Origin of the sequence: Nocardia otitidiscaviarum (assembly GCF_007362295.1) — a bacterium.
Lineage (GTDB): Bacteria > Actinomycetota > Actinomycetes > Mycobacteriales > Mycobacteriaceae > Nocardia > Nocardia otitidiscaviarum.
This window is the reverse complement of record NZ_CP041695.1, coordinates 2521273-2540071: the sequence shown is the minus strand read 5'-3', so window position 1 is coordinate 2540071 and position 18799 is coordinate 2521273. Positions and strand designations below refer to the sequence as shown.

Annotated in this window: 17 protein-coding genes and 1 pseudogene; 10 read left to right on the top strand and 8 right to left on the bottom strand. The window is 65.0% G+C overall.

Annotated features, from left to right (window positions below):
• Window positions 1-56: 56 nt before the first annotated feature.
• The 4 genes from FOH10_RS11050 (at window position 57) to FOH10_RS11035 (ending at window position 4238) form a co-directional block, all read left to right on the top strand.
• Window positions 57-440, top strand: a complete 384-nt coding sequence (locus tag FOH10_RS11050) for a TIR domain-containing protein (RefSeq protein ID WP_143980646.1) — start codon at window positions 57-59, stop codon at window positions 438-440.
• The gene (locus FOH10_RS11045; protein WP_143980645.1) at window positions 437-901 is read left to right on the top strand and encodes a RipA family octameric membrane protein; all 465 of its coding nucleotides are present in this window, start codon (window positions 437-439) and stop codon (window positions 899-901) included. The genes FOH10_RS11050 and FOH10_RS11045 overlap by 4 nt, the downstream gene beginning before the upstream one ends.
• Window positions 898-1203, top strand: coding sequence for a DUF7701 domain-containing protein (locus tag FOH10_RS11040; RefSeq protein ID WP_143980644.1), 306 nt, complete (start codon window positions 898-900; stop codon window positions 1201-1203). Before FOH10_RS11045 ends, FOH10_RS11040 begins: the two co-directional genes overlap by 4 nt.
• A gap of 209 nt (window positions 1204-1412) precedes the next feature.
• A complete protein-coding gene (locus FOH10_RS11035) occupies window positions 1413-4238 on the top strand; it encodes a TIR domain-containing protein (RefSeq protein WP_143980643.1) in 2826 nt (941 codons plus the stop codon).
• A gap of 89 nt (window positions 4239-4327) precedes the next feature.
• On the opposite strand, the gene trxA is transcribed toward FOH10_RS11035, so the two are convergent.
• Complete coding sequence (gene trxA / locus FOH10_RS36135; RefSeq protein ID WP_342355921.1) at window positions 4328-5791, bottom strand: thioredoxin; 1464 nt, start codon at window positions 5789-5791, stop codon at window positions 4328-4330.
• A 1138-nt stretch (window positions 5792-6929) separates the two neighbouring features.
• Between trxA and FOH10_RS11020 the strand changes: the two genes are divergently transcribed.
• Window positions 6930-7811 carry an IS3 family transposase gene (locus tag FOH10_RS11020; protein ID WP_143980641.1) on the top strand — a complete coding sequence of 294 codons (882 nt, stop codon included), beginning with the start codon at window positions 6930-6932 and terminating at the stop codon, window positions 7809-7811.
• Window positions 7724-8115, top strand: a pseudogene (locus FOH10_RS36260) (tyrosine-type recombinase/integrase). Before FOH10_RS11020 ends, FOH10_RS36260 begins: the two are co-directional and overlap by 88 nt.
• A 179-nt stretch (window positions 8116-8294) precedes the next feature.
• Here FOH10_RS36260 and FOH10_RS11005 read toward each other — a convergent pair.
• The gene (locus FOH10_RS11005) at window positions 8295-9464 is read right to left on the bottom strand and encodes an acyl-CoA dehydrogenase family protein (RefSeq protein ID WP_143980639.1); all 1170 of its coding nucleotides are present in this window, start codon (window positions 9462-9464) and stop codon (window positions 8295-8297) included.
• A gap of 137 nt (window positions 9465-9601) precedes the next feature.
• On the opposite strand from FOH10_RS11005, the gene FOH10_RS11000 reads away from it, so the two are divergent.
• Together FOH10_RS11000 and FOH10_RS10995 are read left to right on the top strand one after the other, a co-directional pair.
• Entirely contained in the window at window positions 9602-10189 is a 588-nt protein-coding gene (locus FOH10_RS11000; RefSeq protein ID WP_029932297.1) for a TetR/AcrR family transcriptional regulator, read from the top strand.
• A gap of 100 nt (window positions 10190-10289) precedes the next feature.
• Window positions 10290-10712 carry a DUF7144 family membrane protein gene (locus FOH10_RS10995; protein ID WP_143980638.1) on the top strand — a complete coding sequence of 141 codons (423 nt, stop codon included), beginning with the start codon at window positions 10290-10292 and terminating at the stop codon, window positions 10710-10712.
• A gap of 7 nt (window positions 10713-10719) precedes the next feature.
• Here FOH10_RS10995 and FOH10_RS10990 read toward each other — a convergent pair whose 3' ends face one another.
• The 3 genes from FOH10_RS10990 to FOH10_RS10980 form a co-directional block, all read right to left on the bottom strand.
• Window positions 10720-11685 (bottom strand): DUF389 domain-containing protein, encoded by a 966-nt coding sequence (locus FOH10_RS10990; protein ID WP_143980637.1) that lies wholly within the window; start codon window positions 11683-11685, stop codon window positions 10720-10722.
• A 10-nt stretch (window positions 11686-11695) separates the two neighbouring features.
• On the bottom strand, window positions 11696-11902 hold the full coding sequence (locus FOH10_RS10985; protein WP_039813945.1) for a hypothetical protein: 207 nt from the start codon (window positions 11900-11902) through the stop codon (window positions 11696-11698).
• Window positions 11903-12055: 153 nt separating this feature from the next.
• On the bottom strand, window positions 12056-14569 hold the full coding sequence (locus FOH10_RS10980) for a winged helix-turn-helix domain-containing protein (RefSeq protein ID WP_143980636.1): 2514 nt from the start codon (window positions 14567-14569) through the stop codon (window positions 12056-12058).
• Window positions 14570-14837: 268 nt separating this feature from the next.
• On the opposite strand from FOH10_RS10980, the gene FOH10_RS10975 reads away from it, so the two are divergent.
• Both FOH10_RS10975 and FOH10_RS10970 read left to right on the top strand, forming a co-directional pair.
• On the top strand, window positions 14838-15935 hold the full coding sequence (locus FOH10_RS10975; RefSeq protein ID WP_143980635.1) for an AI-2E family transporter: 1098 nt from the start codon (window positions 14838-14840) through the stop codon (window positions 15933-15935).
• 86 nt (window positions 15936-16021) lie between these two features.
• Window positions 16022-16396: an SHOCT domain-containing protein gene (locus tag FOH10_RS10970; protein ID WP_143980634.1), complete on the top strand. Its 375-nt coding sequence runs from the start codon at window positions 16022-16024 to the stop codon at window positions 16394-16396.
• A gap of 75 nt (window positions 16397-16471) precedes the next feature.
• On the opposite strand, the gene FOH10_RS10965 is transcribed toward FOH10_RS10970, so the two are convergent.
• The 3 genes from FOH10_RS10965 to FOH10_RS10955 all read right to left on the bottom strand — a co-directional run bounded on the left by FOH10_RS10965 (window position 16472) and on the right by FOH10_RS10955 (window position 18697).
• Window positions 16472-17131: a GAP family protein gene (locus FOH10_RS10965; RefSeq protein ID WP_143980633.1), complete on the bottom strand. Its 660-nt coding sequence runs from the start codon at window positions 17129-17131 to the stop codon at window positions 16472-16474.
• A 244-nt stretch (window positions 17132-17375) separates the two neighbouring features.
• Window positions 17376-18320, bottom strand: coding sequence for a non-homologous end-joining DNA ligase (ligD, locus tag FOH10_RS10960; RefSeq protein WP_143984004.1), 945 nt, complete (start codon window positions 18318-18320; stop codon window positions 17376-17378).
• 188 nt (window positions 18321-18508) lie between these two features.
• Complete coding sequence (locus FOH10_RS10955; protein WP_143980632.1) at window positions 18509-18697, bottom strand: hypothetical protein; 189 nt, start codon at window positions 18695-18697, stop codon at window positions 18509-18511.
• Window positions 18698-18799 lie beyond the last annotated feature (102 nt).

Genomic DNA, 18799 nt, shown 5'->3' with positions numbered 1-18799 from the left:
GACGATACCGACCTCGACACTGGCTCGTGAGTTGCACTGATGCTCAAGGGGATTGGATGGCCAAGCGTGTGTTCGTCAGCTTTGACTACGACTACGACATGTTCCTGAAAGAAGCCCTGATCGAACAGGCTCGGAAGCCTGACTCACCGTTCGACGTACAGGACTGGTCGATCAAAGAACCTTCCCATGACTGGCAGACCAAAGCACGTCAACGGATCCGAGCCTGCGACATCGTCGTGGTCATGTGTGGCGAGAACACCCACACCGCAAAGGGTGTCGCGATCGAGCTGGAGATCGCACGGGAGGAATCTATCGGCTACTTCCTGCTGCGGGGTTATGGCACAAAGGTGTGCACCAAACCGACCACCTCGACAGCCGGCGACAAGATGTACGACTGGACCTGGCCCAATCTCAAATTGCTCATCGGTGGAGCCAGATGACCCAACCTCCGGAACCCGCGCCCTCGGCGCAGGTGATTGATCTCTACAAGTTGGCCGTCGAGATGGCCGACCGTGTTTCCGCACGACGAGGTACAGCGAACTCATTCTTCCTGTCGATGCAGACTGCGTTCGTCGCCTTACTCGGGCTCACCGACCCTCGTCTCACGAAGTCGTTATGGGCCTCGATCGCTGTCGTCCTCGCCGGGATCGCACTGTCTGCGACGTGGTGGCTACAACTCAAGAGCTATCGCGACCTCAACCGCGCGAAGTTCGAGGTGATCAACAAGATCGAAGAACAGTTGCCCGTACAGGTCTTCACAGACGAATGGACGGCTCTCAAGCGCGACCCAGTACGCTCGTGGCGTGCACGCTACGCTGAGTTGGGTGTCAGCGAACGCCGTGTCCCGTTTGTGTTCATGGTGGTGCACGTCCTGCTCTTCATAGGGAGACTTCGAGGATGACCTATCTTGACGAGATTGCGAGTCAGATCCGAGACAACCTCCCAAACGATGCCACGCCCCCAGATGGTGCAGAACCGTTGTTCGTCCTCTACGCGGTTCTTACCAGAGCCAAGGGCGAATCGACCACGGCCGAGGATGTCCATGATGCGTGGACTGCGTGGATGCAGGCGCTGAACCCCGAGCATGTCGCCCTGGTGCCGTACGACGAACTTGCGCCATCCGTGCAGGCCGAGGACTCTCCCTTTCTCAAAGCGATCCACCGAACGGCAGCACAATTGCGTGCTTCCCAACGGGTGACGTAATCGACTGGACAGTCGAGTCAATTACTTCGGTACCTGATCGCACGCAATCGATTCAGGACATTCACTCAATCCTGAAACTTCCTTCTGTCCAGTTTGTTGTGAACAGTCAGCCGAAGTGGCTTCGGCGGCACACAAGATCATATAGCCGGTACACTTTCCTCGTTGCGATTCGCCAATCATAATTCGATATCTGAGATACCCTGATCAGTGTGGTGGGCGAGAACAACCCAATACGAGCAAACCAAGACCTGAGCGCCCGGACGACGGACGCGAGCAATCTCGACAAACGTGACAGACCGACTGGTCCCACTGGCCATCCGGGATCGAGGCAGACCATCGATGTGTTCATTTCTTACAGCCATGCCAGCGACAGTTTGCTAGCGCCAGCAGTTCAACGGAGTTTGGCGAGAATTGCGAAGCCGTGGAACAAGCCTCGGGCTCTCAATGTGTTTCGCGACAAGTCCGACCTCTCCGCGGCATTCGATCTCACCGCTGAGATTCTCTCCGCCCTGGAGCGGTCAAGATATTTTCTGCTGCTGAGCTCGCCTGAATCCGCAGCCTCGGTCTGGGTCCGGCGGGAGATTGCGTACTGGCAACAGAACAAAACGCCCGACACGCTACTTCTCGCTATCACCGACGGTGAAATTGTCTGGGACGAAACCGCTTGCGATTTCGCGTGGAACGAGACGAACGCGTTGCCGCCGCAGTTGAGCCGGTACTTTCCACGTGAGCCACTCTGGGAAGATCTGAGGTTTGCCCGCAGCGTTGATCAACTCTCGCTGCGCCACTCCGAATTTCGCAGCGCTGTCGCGTCGTTGGCATCCAAGCCCCGTGGGCAGGATAAATCGCTACTCGACAGCGAGGATGTCCGCCAGCACCGGGTCGTTATCCGATTGCGCAATGCCGCGATTGCTGGACTAGTCGGTTTGCTGGTGATCTCACTCCTGGCGGGCGCCGCGTTTCTGCTGCAGCGGAACGAGGCCCGCCAACAGCGAGATCTCGCCAGCACACGTCAGTTGATTGCGGAGTCACGCAGCGTGGCCGACGAGCAACCTGCACTGTCCCGGCTACTGGCTGTGGCCGCAAGCGAAATCGCTCCGGAGAGCCAACACGCGAGCGCGAGCGCGGCGGTTCGGGACGCGATGATGAATCCTCAATTGCAGGTGATCCAGGCTCACACCCGCGGTGTCAGCGAAATCGCCTTCACTACAGGGGGCGACGAGTTCATCACGGGCGGTATCGACGGCTCGGTGAAGGTCTGGGATACAGCCACCCATCACCTACTTCGGGAAACGCCGGACGCACATCGCGGCGGTAGCGTGCTGGCGGTGTCTGCCGGTGCGGACCGATTTGCAACGGGCGGGACCGACAGTACTGTTCGGATCTGGGATGCTTCCGACCTCAGCCGACCGGTGTTCACGCTGACCGGGCACCAGCGCGACATAGAGACTGTCGCTGTCAGCGCGTCAGGGATCGTGGCGTCGGGTGACCTCAGCGGAGGTATTCGACTGTGGGATATCGCCACCGGTGACTCGCGCGGCGTACTGCGAGAGTCCGGGGACGACAATCCTCCCGTAACCTCCGCAGTGTTTTCCGACAATGGGTTGCTTGCGATTGGTCTGGCCGATGGAACCTTCACGGTGTGGGATCCGATATCGGGCCGCCAGGTGGGCGAGCCGGTCAATGTCGGGGCGGAATGGATCCATAGCCTGGCATTCGGCCCAGGTGACCTGCTCGCGACCGGTGACAGCGATGGCCGAATCCGCTTCTGGCATGCGAGAACCGGGGAGTCCTCGGGCTCGGATCTCACGGGGCATTCAGGTGCGGCCGGACGGCTTCCGATGGCACTCGCCTTCGGGAAGAACGGGCTGCTGGCATCGTCCGGCGACGACAGCACGGTACGTCTGTGGGATGTGATCACCGGAGACAAGCGGGGAGAACCGCTGACGGGACATCGCTTCCAGGTGCCGGGTCTGGCGTTTGCGCCTGACGGGCTTCTCTACTCGGGCGGCAGCGACGGCACTGTCCGAGTATGGGATGCCACAACCACCGGACCGACCGGTTTGCCTTTGATTGGCCATGAAGGAGATGTGATGGCTGCCGATTTCACGCCTGGTGGGCAGATTGTCACTGCAGGTGAGGACGGCGATCTCCGGTTGTGGAACGCTAAGTCCGGGCGATCGACCGCCGAGCCGATCGATACCGGTCAAGGATCGGTCAGCGCCCTTGCCATCTCGAACAACGTCCTCGTCACTGGGAGTTTCGGCGGAACCGCACAGTTGTGGGATGCGAATACGATCACACGTCGCGACGCCCAATGGGACACCGACCAGGAGGGCGTTTTTGCGGTCGCTTTTGGCCCTGGAGATATTCTCGCGACTGGGGGCCATGACGGGACGGTCAAGCTCTGGGACATTGCCGCGCGCACTCAACACGGGCCGACTCTCAAGGGGCACACCAACAACGTGGTGTCGATCGCGTTCGGGCCAGAAGGACGGATGGCCACCGGGGACCGCAACGGCAACATCAAGATGTGGGACTCTGCCTCAGGCATGGAACTCTGGTCGAAACGTGGCCACTTCTACGCGGTGTGGGGTCTGGCATTCGGAGCGGATGGAACTCTTGTCACGGGCAGCGTGGACCGCACCGCTGCTGTTTGGAATACCGACACCAGCGAAGAAATCGGCAAACGGATGGTCGGCGCGGAGGGATTCATCTACGCGGTCGAGTCCGGGCCTGGCGATACGTTCATCACAGCCGACAGTGCGGGTGCCCTGCGTATCTGGGACCGCGAAACACGACTGCAACTCGGCCCGGCGATAGTCGGTCATGGCAGCGCTATCTACGCTATGGCCGTCCATGGCGCCCAGCTGGTAACCGCAAGCTTCGATGGCACCGCACGGCTTTGGGATATGGGCTACCTTGCGCACGATTCGATAGAGAGAGTATGCGAGCAGGCCGGAACGGTCCTCACCGCTGAACAGCGCGCCGAGCACCTGCCCGATCACGATGACACGAAAGTCTGTGGGCAGTAGCAAGTAGTGCAACGGCATCTGGGTGAGTTGCTGCTGGGAAGACGCGCTGTGCGGTGTCGATCATGCGGTGGCATCGTTCCCGTGTGGCCTCATGGGGCGAGGCGACGTCTGGTAATCGCAAGTACCTCGTCCCAGGTACGCAGTGAAATGTCGCCGAGCGTGCTCTCCAGACGGCGACGGGCCAACGGGTCCAGCAGGCGGGATCGACCAATAATGACAAACATCTTCGGTCTGAAGACAGTCAGACCGTGATCGTCCTGGATGCGGAGCCGATTGCGCTCTTCCTCGAAATAGTCTCGGTAGGCGCGAATTCGGGCCACCGCCTCTATGACGACCTCGCTGAGCATCGTCACACCGTTGACGATCGTGGCGATCTCGTGCTGCGGCGGTTCCACTTCGAGCAGGTCGCACAGTTCTCCGGCAATCGGCTGCAGCAAGAAATTGGGAGCGAGATTCCCAGTCTCATGACGTAACAGTATCTGAGAATGGGCGGCGGAATATCCGCGCTCAAGTATGAGCTGGGGGTTCGCTTCCAAGAAGCGAACCAGCTCCTTTCGTGATAGGTAGGCATCATTGAGAAGCTCTTCGAACTGGGCCGTTACTTTACGTTCGTGTTCGGCTGCTACGGTGTTCACATAGACCAGGCCGAGCCTCTGATCTGTTTCATCGATGTAACTGTAGGTGCCATCAGGTCTTATCTTGACAACTCTGATCTTCCCGCGATGGAAGGTCAGGGCGATGCTGTCCTGTTCGACTGCCCTGACCTCGTCCACTTCGCTAATGAGTGGCTGGAGCTCCCGGAGCAGCGCTGCCTTGCCCTTCGCTCCAACGAGCTTGTTCCGAGCTTGGCCGTTTCGGAAAGCAATCATTGTTGGAATGGCGCGGATATTATATTCGCCCGCGATGGCTGGCGAATTGTCCACATCAATTTGAATAACATCGACCGATTCCCCGTACTCACTCGCAATATTCTCGAGGACAGGTGCGACCATCTTGCAGGGTCCACACCAATCCGCTCGAAAATTTACAAGTTTCACCCGATTGCCTTCGAGCGACGAGATAGTGCGGCGAAACGAGGAGTCGTCGACATCGATTACTGTTCCGCCGGATTTAGGTCGCGGCGCAGGAGTGACGCCATGAGGACGGGGGCGGACTTCACCTGGTGAAGCACGTCGCAGTTCGCCTTGAATATGGCTCACGAGCGACTCGATTCCAGCATTGTATGATTCTACGGTTCGAAAGTCGATCGACAACTTCCCGCGCAAATATGTAGGCATCGCGTCATGAGAGGATCCGCTGCGGAGAATCGGAATGAACTTCCGTTGATCGCATCCATAGAAGATTTCGGTGGACACGATCTGCGCCTCGTACCCAGTGCCTCCTGTCCTGGCGTCGGCCTTCTTCGCAAAGCTAGGCGTACAGACCAACACGACGAAGTCGCTGTCCCGGACCGACGCCTCCATGAACTGGGTGATACTTGTGCCTGCATCAACGAAACCGTCGAACCTTACATCGATCTCGCGCTTCACAAGATCGGCGGCGAGTTGCTTCACCCAGTCCTTGTGCTGTTGGCTGTCCCACGAATAACTGAGGAAGCAGGTTGGACTCACCGCGCTAACGCCTCCCCTCAGCCCATCGTCCTGCGATGGATACAGGCTACTCATCGGCCACTTTGCGCACAATGCACCGAAGGCTCAATGTTTCGGCTGCCGAGTCGATGCCAACTTCGCGGGCGATCGGCGATCATGGCGGCCGTGACTGTGTCGAGGCCCTATCGAAGCCGGTGTGACCGGTCCGAGCCCTAGAGTTCGAGAGTCAGGCGCTGGTTAGGAGGCTCGACGGACGACCGGTTGGCACCAGCGGGCTTTCGGCGGGCATACGGTCCACCCGTTGCCGTTCGAACAGGACCTGCGCGTCCAGCGCGCGGTGGGTTTCGCAGTTCGGTGTTCGGGCCCAGGTAATCCTCACGGACTGGTTCGATTCGCGAAAGGCGTTCGGCTGGCAGGTATTTCGTCGACCGTGAGGCAAACGAAGACTATCGATCAAGGCCCGATCGGTGCCGCCGACTCACTCGGCGACTTCCTGGTGGGAACACTGATGGCACCGAGGGTTCGACCGTGGCCAGCTTCCAGTTCTGGTTCGCCACCCAATCGCTGGGAATGGGTCTCCGCAGCTGTACCGGATGCACGGCTATCGCTCCGGCGAGGTCGAACCCACAACCGAACTGCTCCCATCGCGCAAACATCCCGATGTCCAAGGCCGACGGCGCCGAAGCCATCGCCCGCCCCCTCGAACACGGCCACCCATTCTCCAGCCATCAGATCGCGCTTCGGCGTCGAGGATTGGTTTGGTACGACTCTCATCTTCAAGGCTCTGCCTGCCCGTCGGCCCGCGGATCGAGCGCGTGCGATCCCATCGATATTGGTCGGTTCGAATACCTGCCTCCACTGCCGATCGATCTCAAGGCCGCGCATGACCTCAAGCGTCAGGTCATCGGCCCGTCACTCACGATTCGGATGTTACGCCGGCGGCGACAGCCTCTGAGGAAGGTATGGAGGTGGCGAAAGCGGACTGGGCGTCCGGTGGGCACCGCCGCGCGTTCGCGATGTAGTCTGACGTTGTCTGGTCTTCCCCGGCTCTTCCGAAGTTGCGTTGCTAGATTCTTGTGCCACCCCGATGTGAAGGAGTGGGATGGGACGGCACGGGTATCCGCCGGAGTTCGGCGTAAGGTCCTGGATCGGGTCGAGGCCGGGCGTGCGGTCGCTGACGTCGCGCGCGATCTCGCGATCAGTGATCTACACGTGGCGGCGTCAAGACCGGATCGACCGCGGCCTGGAGTCGGGGCTGTCCAGCGTCGAGAAGGCCGAGCTGGCCGCGGCGAAGCGGCGCATCGCTCAGCTGGAGGCCGAGCTGGCGGTGCACCGGCGCGCGACCGAGCCGTTGAAGGGGGCGGTGCGCCCAAAAGACCGATACGCCGCGATCGCGGCGATGGCTGAGGAAGGACTGTCGATCCAGATCGCGTGCCGCGTACTGGAAGTCTCCGAATCCGGCTTCTACGACTGGCGTTCGCGACCGCCGTCGCAGCGGTCGATCCGGCACGCCTGGCTGACCGACCTGATCCGGGAAGTCTATCAGGGCACTCGCGGTGCCTACGGCAGCCGGCGAGTTCACGGCGAACTACGACTGGGCCGCGGCATCGTTGTCGGGCACGGTGTGGTCGAGATGTTGATGCAACGCGCTGGGCTGGGCGGCGCGATCGGCCAGCCCAGATGGAAGCACGCAAAACCCGATCAGATCGCCAAGGATCTGGTGAACCGTGACTTCACCGCCGAGGAGCCAAACCGACGGCACGAAATCCGTGACCCAGTTGCTCACCGTCGACCAGGTGTGGGCGCTCATCGGCAAGACGAACAAACAGACCGGATGCATGATGCTGGTCTCGGTTGCAAACCGGGTTACGTCCGAGTGAAGTCGCCGGCTTGCGTGTGCGCGACGTCGCTTTCCTGCGCCGAGAGATTCATGTCGTACAGCAGGCCAACCACTTTCACGGAAAGCCTCCCACGGCTCGACTGAAGACGCGTACAAGCAAACGGACGATCCCGCTTCCTGCGGACGCTCACGAAGCACTCAGTGCGTTCCTGGCCACAGTGCAGAGGGAGCGGCACGACCTCGTATTCCGAACCAAGCGGGGAATCCATGGTGTGCGGACGGGATGGGCGAGCGCTTTCGCGCAGTTTCCAAGCAGGCGAAAGTGCCGACCTGCTTCACGTGGCACGATCTGCGTCACTTCTACGCGTCAGCGCTCATCCAGAACGGCGCCTCGGTCAAGACCGTTCAAGTCCGATTGGGGCACGCCGACGCCGAGACCACATTGTAGCTTTACACGCATCTGTGGCCCGATCAGGACGCCCACACCCGAACCGCGATCGAGTCCGTCTTCACCCGCCCGGAAAGGGATCCCCCCGAGGAGTACCCGTTGAAACGATCGAATTTCACACCCGAGACGGGAGCCAGACGGGAGCGCCGCCGCTTCCTGAGCCGGGAAACCGCCTCTGATCAGGACAGTTTCAAGCTACGCCCGATGATCTCCTTCATGATCTCGCTGGTGCCGCCGTAGATGCGGTTGACGCGGGAACCGGTGTACATATTCGCGATGGGGTATTCCATCATGTAGCCGTAGCCGCCGAACAGCTGCAGGCACTTGTCGACCACCTTGTCGGCGGTCTCGGCGGCGAAGAGTTTGGCCATGGAGGCCGTGGCCGGGTCGTTCTTGCCGTCGATGTACTGCGCGATGGCGTGGTCGACCATGGTCTTGATGGCCAGTGCCTCGGTCTTGGCCTCGGCGAGGGTGAAGGCGTTGTGCTGGAACTTGCCGATGGGGCGGCCGAACGCCTCCCGTTCGCGCGAGTACCGCAGCGCCTCCAGCACCGCGGCCTCGGCCAGGGCCGAGCAGATGCTGGCGATGATGAGGCGTTCGCGGGCGAGCTGCTCCATGAGCTGATAGAAGCCCAGACCCTCCTGTGCGCCCAGCAGATTCGCCACCGGCACCCGCATATCGGAGAAGAACAGTTCGCGGGTGTCCTGGGCGTGCTGGCCCATCTTCTCCAACACACGGCCACGTTCGAAGCCGGGCAGATCCTTGGTCTCGGCGACGATGAGCGAGACGCCCGCCGCGCCCTGGCTGGGATCGGTCTTGGCCACGATCACCAGCAGATCGCAGTGGGTGCCGTTGGAGATGAAGGTCTTGGAGCCGTTGACGACGTAGTGGTCGCCCTCGCGAACGGCGGTGGTGCGCACCGCCTGCAGGTCGGACCCGGTCCCCGGCTCGGTCATGGCGATGGCCAGCACCAGGTCGCCGCTGATGATGCCGGGCAGCCACTTCGCGCGCTGCTCGTCGTTGCCGTACTTGTAGATGTAGTGCGACACGATCGGCGAGTGCACCGAGAAGCCGAAGCCGTTGTCGTGCGCGTAGACCAGTTCCTCCTGCACGACCGCCTGCAGGCCGAAATCGCCGCCCGCGCCGCCGAATTCCTCGGGCAGGTCGAGGCCGAGCAGGCCCGCGTCCCCGGCCTTGTTCCAGAATTCGCGGTCCACCTGGTGCTCGCGGCTCCAGCGCTCGCGGTTGGGCACGATCTCCTTGCGGAAGAACTCCGCCGCGTGCTTGCGCAGTTCGCGATGCTGATCGGTTTCCCAGGTGGGGCGGTAGTCGGGGAAGAGTTCGGACATCGTTGTGCTCTCTACTTTCCGATGGGCGGGAGGTGATACCAACGCCGGACAATACGATTGTATAGCCTGCATGTCTACCGTATCGGTGGCTGATACGCGCCGTAGACTGCTCGGGATATCCGACGAACCGAGGGCAGATGCTGAATCCACGGGCCACCGCCGACGACCTGACCGCCAAGGCGCGCATCCGCAATGCCGCCATGGACCTGTTCGCTCAGTACGGCGAATCCCGGGTCTCGCTGCGCGCGGTCGCCGCCGAGGCCGGTGTCACCCTCGGGCTGGTGCAGCACCACTTCAAGACCAAGGCCGGTCTCATCGAGGCCGTGGACCAGCTGATCGTCGACTACTTCGCCGCCGCGGTCTCATCGGTCCCGCCCACCGGCACCACCGCCCAGGTCGCCACCGCCCGCGACGAGGCGGTCCGGCGAATGCTCCACGACAATCCCGCCGTGGTGAACTACGTCCGCCGCGCCGTGCTGGAACCCGCCGAAACCCAGCTGCGCCTGCTCGAATCCCTCGTCGACCTGACCCGCCGCGAGATCACGGGCCTACGCGAGGCGGGCCTGGCCTCCACCACCCGCCGCGAACCCACCCAGATCGTCGAGGTCATGGTCCGCCAACTCGGCGAACTCCTACTCGCCCCCATGATCGACGCCGTCTGGGAGCGCGTCGCCGACCCCACCGACACCGCCAAACCCCGCCTCACCATCACCGTCCGGGACTGAGGGACGCGGCCGGACCTCACCCGCATCGGATGATGCGGGGCCGCGGGCGCGACGGTGAGGATGACCTCCGATACGCATCATTCGTTCGGAAGGAGTCGTCATGACCTCCCCGTCTCAGGAGCAGCCGGTCGCGTCTCAGCAGCACTCGGTTCGGCACGGCGTCGCCGCGGTGACCTCGATCGGCGCCGGGGTTCTCCTGTTGACCGTCGGTACGGTGTCGCTGTTGCAGGGCATCGCGGCGGTGATCGACGACGAGATCTTCGTCGTGGGCGTCGAATACGTCTATCGGATCGACACCACCTCGTGGGGGTGGATACATATCGTGCTGGGCGCGGTGCTCATGCTGTGCTCGGTGGGGCTCATGATGGGTACCGCGTGGGGGCGCGGGGCCGCGATCGGGTTCGCGGCACTGTCGATCGTGGCCAACTTCCTGTGGCTGCCGTACTACCCGTGGTGGTCCGTGCTCATCGTCGCGCTGGACGTGGTGGTCATCTGGGCCGTGGCGACCTGGAAGCCGAGGTGACCCGGGGTCAATCGCCGACGCGGCTGCCGACGGTGTGCACGATCACCACCCGCGGGTTCCACGGCACCAGCCGATCCACCCGCTCCTGGAGCTCGCTCACCGGCGGCAGCTCGTCGGGGGCCAGCACCTGGATGGTGGCGGTATCGCTCTGCAGCGACACCTCCGTGACCTGCGCCCCGTCCACGCCGGTGAGCCAGGCGCGCGCCGCGTTCGCGATGCGGTCGGCCCACAGCGAGGACAGCGAATTCACCACCATGGGCACCGCCACCAGGATCAGCGCGGCGGCCAGCACCGCGTAGGCGCGACCCCGGCGGGTGGCCCCCACCCCGGCCTCGCGCGCGTAGCCGGTGGCGACCAGCACCACGGTGGCGGTGACGATCATGGCGACCATATTCGAGGCGAACAGCACGAACGCGCCCAGCGCCAAACTCGGTGCGTGCGAACCGAGACAGACCCCTACCACGCCGAGCGGCGGCACCAGGGAAATGGCGATGGCCACGCCCGGCAGCACATCGCCGACATCGCGGCGGATCATGGCGATCACACCGACCAGGCCGGTGGCCAGGGCCGCCGTCAGATCCATGAGCTTCGGTGAAGTACGGCCCAGCACTTGGGAATTGGCCAGCACATCGGTCGGATTGGGCAGAATCTTGGCGACCACGAAACCGATGGCGACCACCAGAGCGACACCCGCGACCACCAGCGCCAGGCTGCGCGCGATCAACGCGCCCCGGCCGGTGGCGATGCCCAGCGCGACGCCCAGGATCGGAATCGACAGTGGCGCGACGATCATCGCGCCGATCACCGTGGCGGTGGAGTCGCCGACCACACCCGATACCGCGATCACGCTCGACAGCGTCAACATGATCCAGAACGCGGAGCGCTTGGGTCCGGTGTCACCACTGCTCAGATCGAGCCGGTCCACCAACTCGTCCAGCGTCCGCCGTTGACTTTCCGGTGCCAGCACAGCCATGGGACGCTCCTTAGTCCGGTAGTTGCCGCATCTCCAGCAGCGTGAGTCCGAGATTGTCGATGCGGGCGAGGATTCCGCGCATCGCCGTGGGGTCGATGACCGCGCCGAACAGGGTCGTCGTACCGTGTCGTCGCGGTGCGGCGGACAGTTCGGGGAAGGCGGCCAGCGCACGCTCGGACAGTTCACCGTCGAGCACGAACTGGTACCGGGTCGGCATTGTCGCCACGCCTCCTCTCCCGAGCCCGTCGCCGTCGACGCTCACCGTCACGGCGGCTACCGCCATACGTGATTCGAGTCTGCGCTCGCCGCAGCCGACGCCACCTCATCCGCCAGGGGTGAACCGGGCGCGTCGACAACCGGGCGCGTCGACTCAGAGCAGACCGCTGCGCCGGGCCTCACTCAGCACCGCGACCCGGGAATTGCTGCCGAGTTTGGCGTAGATGCCGCGCAGATGCGTCTTCACGGTATTGATCGACACACCGAGATCGTCCGCGATCTGCTGAGTGGTCCGGCCCGAGGGCAGCTGCCGCAGCACCTTCAACTCGGTACCGGTCAGGCCCGGATGCGCGGTGTGCCGGCGCATCAGGGGATGACGGCGCAGGGTCGCGGCGTAGGCGTCCAGATGCCCGAAGCTGCCGTCGAATCGGTCCAGCAGGCCGAGTGCGCCGGGCACGTCCAGGAAGGGGCGGAAGACGCGCTCGCCGGCGGCGTGGCGCAGCGCGTGCTCCAGCCCATCGCGGGCCTGGACGGCGCCGCCCAGCTCGTCGTGCGCGACCGCGTACAGCAGCCACGCGGTGACCCGGTGCACCGGATGCACCGGCGTCGCCGCGTCGCACAATGGATCGACCAGTTCGAGGACCGCGCGGGAGCGGTGCGCGGTGACGGCCAGCGCCGCGCGCGCGACGCGGACCTCCGGCACCTCGCCCAGCACCGACCGCGCCTGTTCGACCACGAGCTGCGCCTCGTACGGTTCCCGCACCTGGAGCAACGCCCACACCACGAAGGGCACCAGCCCCGCACTCGTTTCCGGAACCGGATGGGCGTCGAGTACCCGCACCAGCCCGGTGCGCAGCAGCTCGGCGGCGGCGCTCTTGTCCTCGGCGGCGGCGAAGGACACCAGGGCGCCGATCAGGTGGGCGTGCCAGCCGCCGTTCGCGCCCACCGACCCGTCCACCAGGGTGTGTTCGGCGAGCATGCGCGTCACGTAGTCGATATCGATGGCATCGCCCTGCAGGTAGGCCCCGAGCGCGACCAGCGCCGTCGCCTGCGCGGTCTCCGGAGCCGCCAGCAGATGGTGTTCACGCGCCACGTCCAGCGCGTGCTCGGCGCGGCGGCGCATGGTGGTGAGCGCGCCCGCGAGACCGGCCGAGACCGCGAGCCGGGTCAGCGCCCGCACCCGCAACTGCGGATAGGCGTTCACCTCGGCGACGGCCAGTCCGCGGCGCAGCCGATCCTCCCCCTCCACCGGGTCGCCGAGCACGAGCAGCGCGGTGCCGGTCTCGATGGCGGCGTAGCAGTCCAGGTCGGGGTACCCGGTGCCGGGCGGCAACTCCGCCCAGCCGTCATCGACCGGCATCCCCGCCACGACCGCCAATTCCGCGGTGACGGCGGCGGTGAGCGCGGTGCGCATATCGGCGGTGGCGAAGGATTCACGTCCGTCGCGGCGATTCCGGCAGGCGTCGAAATGCGCACGCGCACCAGGAATGTCACCGTGCACCAGAGCGTCGACCACGCGGAGCGACAGCAGGTAGGGATCCTCCGACAGCGCCGGATCGGCCGCGGCCACGGCGTCGAACAGCGCCGTGCCGTGTCCGGCGACGGTCAGACCGAGCGCATGCTCGCCGAGGAAGGCCAGCAGCGGCCAGCGCGGCAGGCCGAGCACATGGGGCAGCGCCGCCGCCGGTTCGCCGATGGACTGCAGATGCAGCGAGGTGCGCAATCGCAGTTCCTCGGCGAGCTGCGGACCGAGCCGGTTCAGTTCGGCGAGGAAGTAGGCGCGCAGCATCGGGTGGTAGGCGAACCACTCCCGGTCCTTGCGGACCACGGAGGTGAGCGGATAGTTCAACCGCTCCAGCTCGTGCAGCCAGTGTCCGGCGCCGCCGCCGATCAGATCGTCGGCCAGCTGTTCGGTGAACTCGGCCGGGACGCTGGTGTGGGTGAGGAACAGCCGCAGGCCGGGCGACAGAGTTTCGATGAGTTCCCCGGCCAGCAGATCGGAGATCGACGCCGGGAGCCGCGCGAGCGCGGTGAGCGCGGCCGCGGCGGGCTCGGAGCGGGTGGACAGGAAGATGGCGGCCATCCGCACCAGCGCGGCCCAGCCGCGGGTGAGCTCCATCAGCAGTTCGAGTTCATCGTCGGCGAGCGAGCAGCCCTGATCGCGGCACAGCCGCGCCACCTCGTCGGGTGTGAACGCGAGCCGGTCGGCGCCCCATCGCCGCAACCGCGAGCCCAGTTCGAGCGGATGCCAGCGGATGGGCGGTTCGTAGCGGGCGGAGACGACGACCGTGACGCTCGGCGGCACCGACAGCAGGAAGTGCTCGAATCCGGCCAGGGTGAGCGGATCGGTGATGAGGTGGGCGTCGTCGATGACCAGCAGAATCCGCCGCGGGTCGCGGGCCAGCGCGTCCGCGAGTTGCGTCGCGTCGGCCAGCGGTGTGCTCAGCGGGCCGTGCGCGGGCGCCGCGACGCCGAGGCGGGCGCGCAGGCTTTGCCAGAGCTGTCCGGCGGGAGCGCGTTCGTCCACGCGCAGCCACACCACCCGGTCCCGGCCGTGGGCTTCCGCCCATTGCACCAGCAGGACGGTCTTTCCGCTCCCCACGGGCGCACACATCAGCACCACGACACCCTCGGGCGTTTCGGTCAGGGCCTGCAATTGCGCGAGCAATCCACCCCGGGGTATGGGAATGAATGCCAGGTGTGGAATTCCCGGGTCGGCAGGTATCGAATTTCGGTCCGGTCCAGGAATTTCGAGGCCGTGCGCTGCAGTCATCGTGCCTCCCGAGGCGTACCGACTTCCTGTCTCTCACCGTGCTCTGCTCGCGGAGTTTAGTGGACGTGACTCCTCGATCCGGGAACTGAGATGACCTTGTTGCCGCGTCACCCGAAACGGGTGAGGAGATCCGGCCGGATGCCATTCAGAATTACACCCGCCCCTGTCCGGATCGCGGGCGACCGCACCGAGGAAAGGACGCGCCTCGCAGCACCCCTGGTCCATTCCTCGCGGCCTCATCGTCCTGCTGGCGACGGCCGCCGCCGTCATATCCATCGCCGGGGTCAAGGCATTCGCGGGAATTGTCGGGCCGACATTCCTGGCCCTCATGCTCACCGTCGCCGTGGCACCGATCCAAGCCTGGGTGCGGCGGCGCGGCTGGCCCGCGTGGCTGGGGATGGGGCTGGCATTGCTCGCGGCGTACGCGATCGTGCTGGGATTGTTGTTCGTTTTGATCCTGTCGGCCGCTCGGCTGGCGACCGAGTTGCCGAGCTATTCGGCGAATTTCGACGATCTGATGGACGGTATCCGATCGATGCTGCACGGCCTCGGCGTCGGCGGCGATCAGATCCAGGACATGTTGAGCGGACTCAGTTTCCAGCAACTGGTCACGCTGCTCGATACCGCGCTCAGCGGACTCGCGGGAGTGCTGTCGAATCTGGCCTTCGTACTGGCGCTGCTGCTGTTCATGGCCTTCGACGCCATGTCGATGGATCGCCGGGTCGCGATCGTGTCCCGGATGCGCCCCGATATCGCCTACGCCCTGAGCAGCTTCGCCGCCGGCACCCGCCGGTACCTGGTGGTGTCCACGGTTTTCGGCCTGATCGTCGCGGTATTCGATGGAGTCGCGCTGTGGTGGCTCGGGGTGCCGCTGCCGCTGCTGTGGGCGCTGCTGTCGTTTATCACCAACTTCATTCCGAATATCGGATTCGTCATCGGGCTGGTACCACCGGCGCTGCTGGCTCTGCTCGAGGGCGGGCCGAGTCTGATGCTGTGGGTGATCCTGCTCTACTGCGTGATCAACTTCGTGATCCAGTCGGTGATCCAGCCCAAATATGTCGGCGACGCGGTGGGACTGAGCGTGACGATCACCTTCCTGTCACTCATCGTCTGGGCCTGGGTGCTGGGCGCGCTCGGCGCACTGCTGGCGATTCCGCTCACGCTGCTGCTCAAGGCGGTGCTGTTGGATATCGATCCGTCGACCCGGTGGGTGAGCGCCCTGATCAGCACCGCGCCACAGCGCGATTCTTCACCCGAATGAGGTGATCCCCGACCGCGGAGCGCGAAATAGCGTGGCGGCAGTCGTCTTGCCGAGGCGACGTCCGTCCTAGACAACCGAGGTGCGATATGTCGTTCTGGGAAGTGCTCTGGCTGATTCTGGTGAGCTTCGCGTTCATCGCCTATCTGCTGCTGTTGTTCTACATCATCGGCGACCTTTTCCGTGACAAGGAGACCTCCGGTTGGGTGAAGGCGGTCTGGATCGTCTTCCTCATCTTCCTGCCGCTGATCACCTCGCTGATCTATCTGATCGTGCGCGGCGGCGGAATGCAGGAACGCTCGGCCGCCGAAGCCAAGCAATGGCAGGCGGCCGAACAGGACTACATCCGGAAGACCGCCGGAACCAATCCGGCGGCCCAGATCGCCGACGCCAAACAACTGCTGGCCGAGGGCGCCATCACCCAACAGGAATTCGAGCAGTTGAAAGCGAAAGCGCTTTCCTGAGCCGCGGTTCGGCCGATTCGGAAGCCTGCGCCCGGGCGTCGCCGCCTGGGCGTTTCCGGCACATCACGGTCTCGGCTACAGTCCGCCGACGCCCTTGCCGAGCACCACCGATCCCATCACAAGCAGCACGATGGCCATGACCGCGTGATTGTTGGCCTGCAACCACTTACGGGTGCTGTCGAGAGCGGGACCCAGCCGATCCGCGGCCAGCAGATAACCGACCACCACTGCCAGCACGCCGCAGGCGGCGAGCACGGTGAAGACGGCGACCGCGACCACCTGCCCGCCCGCGCCCAGCCCGCTGGTGCCGACGGCCACCCCCGCCGACACGCACAGCAGCAGATTCTTGGGGTTCACCGCCGACAGCAGTACGCCCAGACCACTCGCCCGCATCGGGGTGAAGTCGTCGAGGGAGCGCATCCAGCCGGGCGGTTCGGTCTCGCCGCGCCGCCGCCACTGTCCGACCGCCAGCACCAGCAGCAGCCCGCCCAGCCCGATCTTGACCCAGGACACCGCGGCGGCCTGTTCGTGTGTCCCGCCGCCGCCCACCGCGCCCGCGATAAGCAGCACCACGGTGGTGGCCACGGCGATCCCGGCGACCCAACCGGCCGCGAACCCGACCGCCGCCCCCGAGCCATTGCGCGACAGCATCATCAGAATGGCCGCGACCAGGGGTATCGGCGAGATCGCGATACCGACGGCCAGCGGCAGCAATTCGCCCAGGACGGTGCCCATGCGCTCACGCTACGTCCGGGCCGCGCGGTGCCCCTCACACGCGGCGGGTGAAATGCTCAGGTCCGGCAGCTGACCGCCATCGCAGCCAGCCCGGCACGGATCGTCCGCGCGGCAGGGCGACGACGCGGAACCGACACGGGTCGTGGCAACGACGAGGATGCGACCCGGTGCCAGACCACGACTCGGTGGCCCTGCGTGCGCGCCTCGGCGACCGCCCGCCTCCGGCGCGCCCGTCGGTCGCCCCTCACCCATCCGGCGTGGTCGCCGTCTCGGGCAGCAGCACCTCGGCCGCCGTCTTGTCCGAACGCAGGCCCTTCCAGCTGGGCATGCGCAGGCGGTCGGTGAATTCGCGGTACTCGACATCGCCGACGAGTACCGGGCGCACCCAGTGCCAGCGCCCGGACAGCGGTGGCGCGGTGGCGAACGGGCTTGCGGGCAGGGCGATGTCGTCGAGGGCGGCGCGCAGCACGCGGCGCACCGCCTGGGTGAAGCCGGTGCCGACATTGCCGATGTAGACCAGCGTGCCGGTGGCGTCGTGGGCGCCGAGGACCAGGGAGCCGAAGGTGTGCTGGTGTCCACCGCTGCCCGGAGTCCAACCGCAGACGATCACTTCGGTACTGCGGCGCAGCGGCGTCTTGATCCAGGCGGGCGAGCGACGCCCCGGCAGGTACGGCGAGTCGACGCGCTTGGAGACGATGCCCTCCAAACGATGCTCCCGCGCGACCGCGAGCAGCTTTCCCGCTTCCACCCCGAGCCAGTGCGGCGGCGCGGAAAGCGGTGCGGTGAGCGGCAATTCGGCCAGCAGTCGGCGTCGCTCCAGATAGGGCAGCCCGGTGACATCACGTGCGCCCACGGCGAGGACGTCGAAGGCGAACAGCTGGACCGGCACCTCGGCCACCAGTTGCTCACCGGGCCGGGCGACATGCATCCGCCGTTGCAGGCGGCCGAAGGAAGGCGCGCCGTCGGCGTCGGCGGCGATCACCTCGGCATCGAGTATCAGGGTCCGCTCCCCCGCCAGCGCCCGCAGCGCGGCCACGAGTTCCGGATACGACCCGCCGACATCCCTGCCGTTGCGGCTGTAGAGCCGACACTCCCCCGCCGCGCACACCGCCATGATGCGGGCACCGTCCCATTTCATCTCCACCGCCCACCCCTGCACGTCCGGCGGCGGCCCCGCCACCGCCAGCATGGGCGCGGGAATCTGCCGGAAGGGCGCGGCCACCGGGTGCCGCTACCCGCGGGGGCAACCAGGCAAAGGGGACATGCCCCGAAGTTTGCCTCAATGTTGCCCACGGGTAGGCGCGGCTCGCCGTGCATCCCGCCGCCGTGGTCACGCGCGTCCCCGCGCCGTCGCGCACCCCGGCATGCCGTGCGGGCTCAGCGTGCCGAGATGCCGCTGTCTCGGATCACCTCGAGCACCTCGCCGTAACTGAGGTCGGCGGTCACCACAATGGACTCGGAAGCGTTGTCCCGGTTCACCGAATGGACCGAGTTCATCCCGAGCAGTGCGCTCTCGGCGAGATCCACCTCGCGCGCGTAATTGGGGAGCTGATAGGTGTAGGCCATGGCGGCCACCCCTCTCGAAGGCAGTACATCGTCGCTTCTCGCGTAACCGCACGCGGCCGCACCAAACCGCTTCGCGTGTCAAGGAACACGCGCGGCGTGTCG

Bases quoted from the DNA above. Each gene is read 5' to 3' on its own strand.
- FOH10_RS11050 (WP_143980646.1), top strand. From the start codon at position 57: ATGGCCAAGCGTGTGTTCGTCAGCTTTGACTACGACTACGACATGTTC.
- FOH10_RS11045 (WP_143980645.1), top strand. From the start codon at position 437: ATGACCCAACCTCCGGAACCCGCGCCCTCGGCGCAGGTGATTGATCTC.
- FOH10_RS11040 (WP_143980644.1), top strand. From the start codon at position 898: ATGACCTATCTTGACGAGATTGCGAGTCAGATCCGAGACAACCTCCCA.
- FOH10_RS11020 (WP_143980641.1), top strand. From the start codon at position 6,930: ATGGGACGGCACGGGTATCCGCCGGAGTTCGGCGTAAGGTCCTGGATC.
- FOH10_RS11005 (WP_143980639.1), bottom strand. From the start codon at position 9,464: ATGTCCGAACTCTTCCCCGACTACCGCCCCACCTGGGAAACCGATCAG.
- FOH10_RS11000 (WP_029932297.1), top strand. From the start codon at position 9,602: ATGCTGAATCCACGGGCCACCGCCGACGACCTGACCGCCAAGGCGCGC.
- FOH10_RS10995 (WP_143980638.1), top strand. From the start codon at position 10,290: ATGACCTCCCCGTCTCAGGAGCAGCCGGTCGCGTCTCAGCAGCACTCG.
- FOH10_RS10990 (WP_143980637.1), bottom strand. From the start codon at position 11,685: ATGGCTGTGCTGGCACCGGAAAGTCAACGGCGGACGCTGGACGAGTTG.
- FOH10_RS10985 (WP_039813945.1), bottom strand. From the start codon at position 11,902: ATGCCGACCCGGTACCAGTTCGTGCTCGACGGTGAACTGTCCGAGCGT.
- FOH10_RS10970 (WP_143980634.1), top strand. From the start codon at position 16,022: ATGTCGTTCTGGGAAGTGCTCTGGCTGATTCTGGTGAGCTTCGCGTTC.
- FOH10_RS10965 (WP_143980633.1), bottom strand. From the start codon at position 17,131: ATGGGCACCGTCCTGGGCGAATTGCTGCCGCTGGCCGTCGGTATCGCG.
- ligD (WP_143984004.1), bottom strand. From the start codon at position 18,320: ATGCTGGCGGTGGCGGGGCCGCCGCCGGACGTGCAGGGGTGGGCGGTG.
- FOH10_RS10955 (WP_143980632.1), bottom strand. From the start codon at position 18,697: ATGGCCTACACCTATCAGCTCCCCAATTACGCGCGCGAGGTGGATCTC.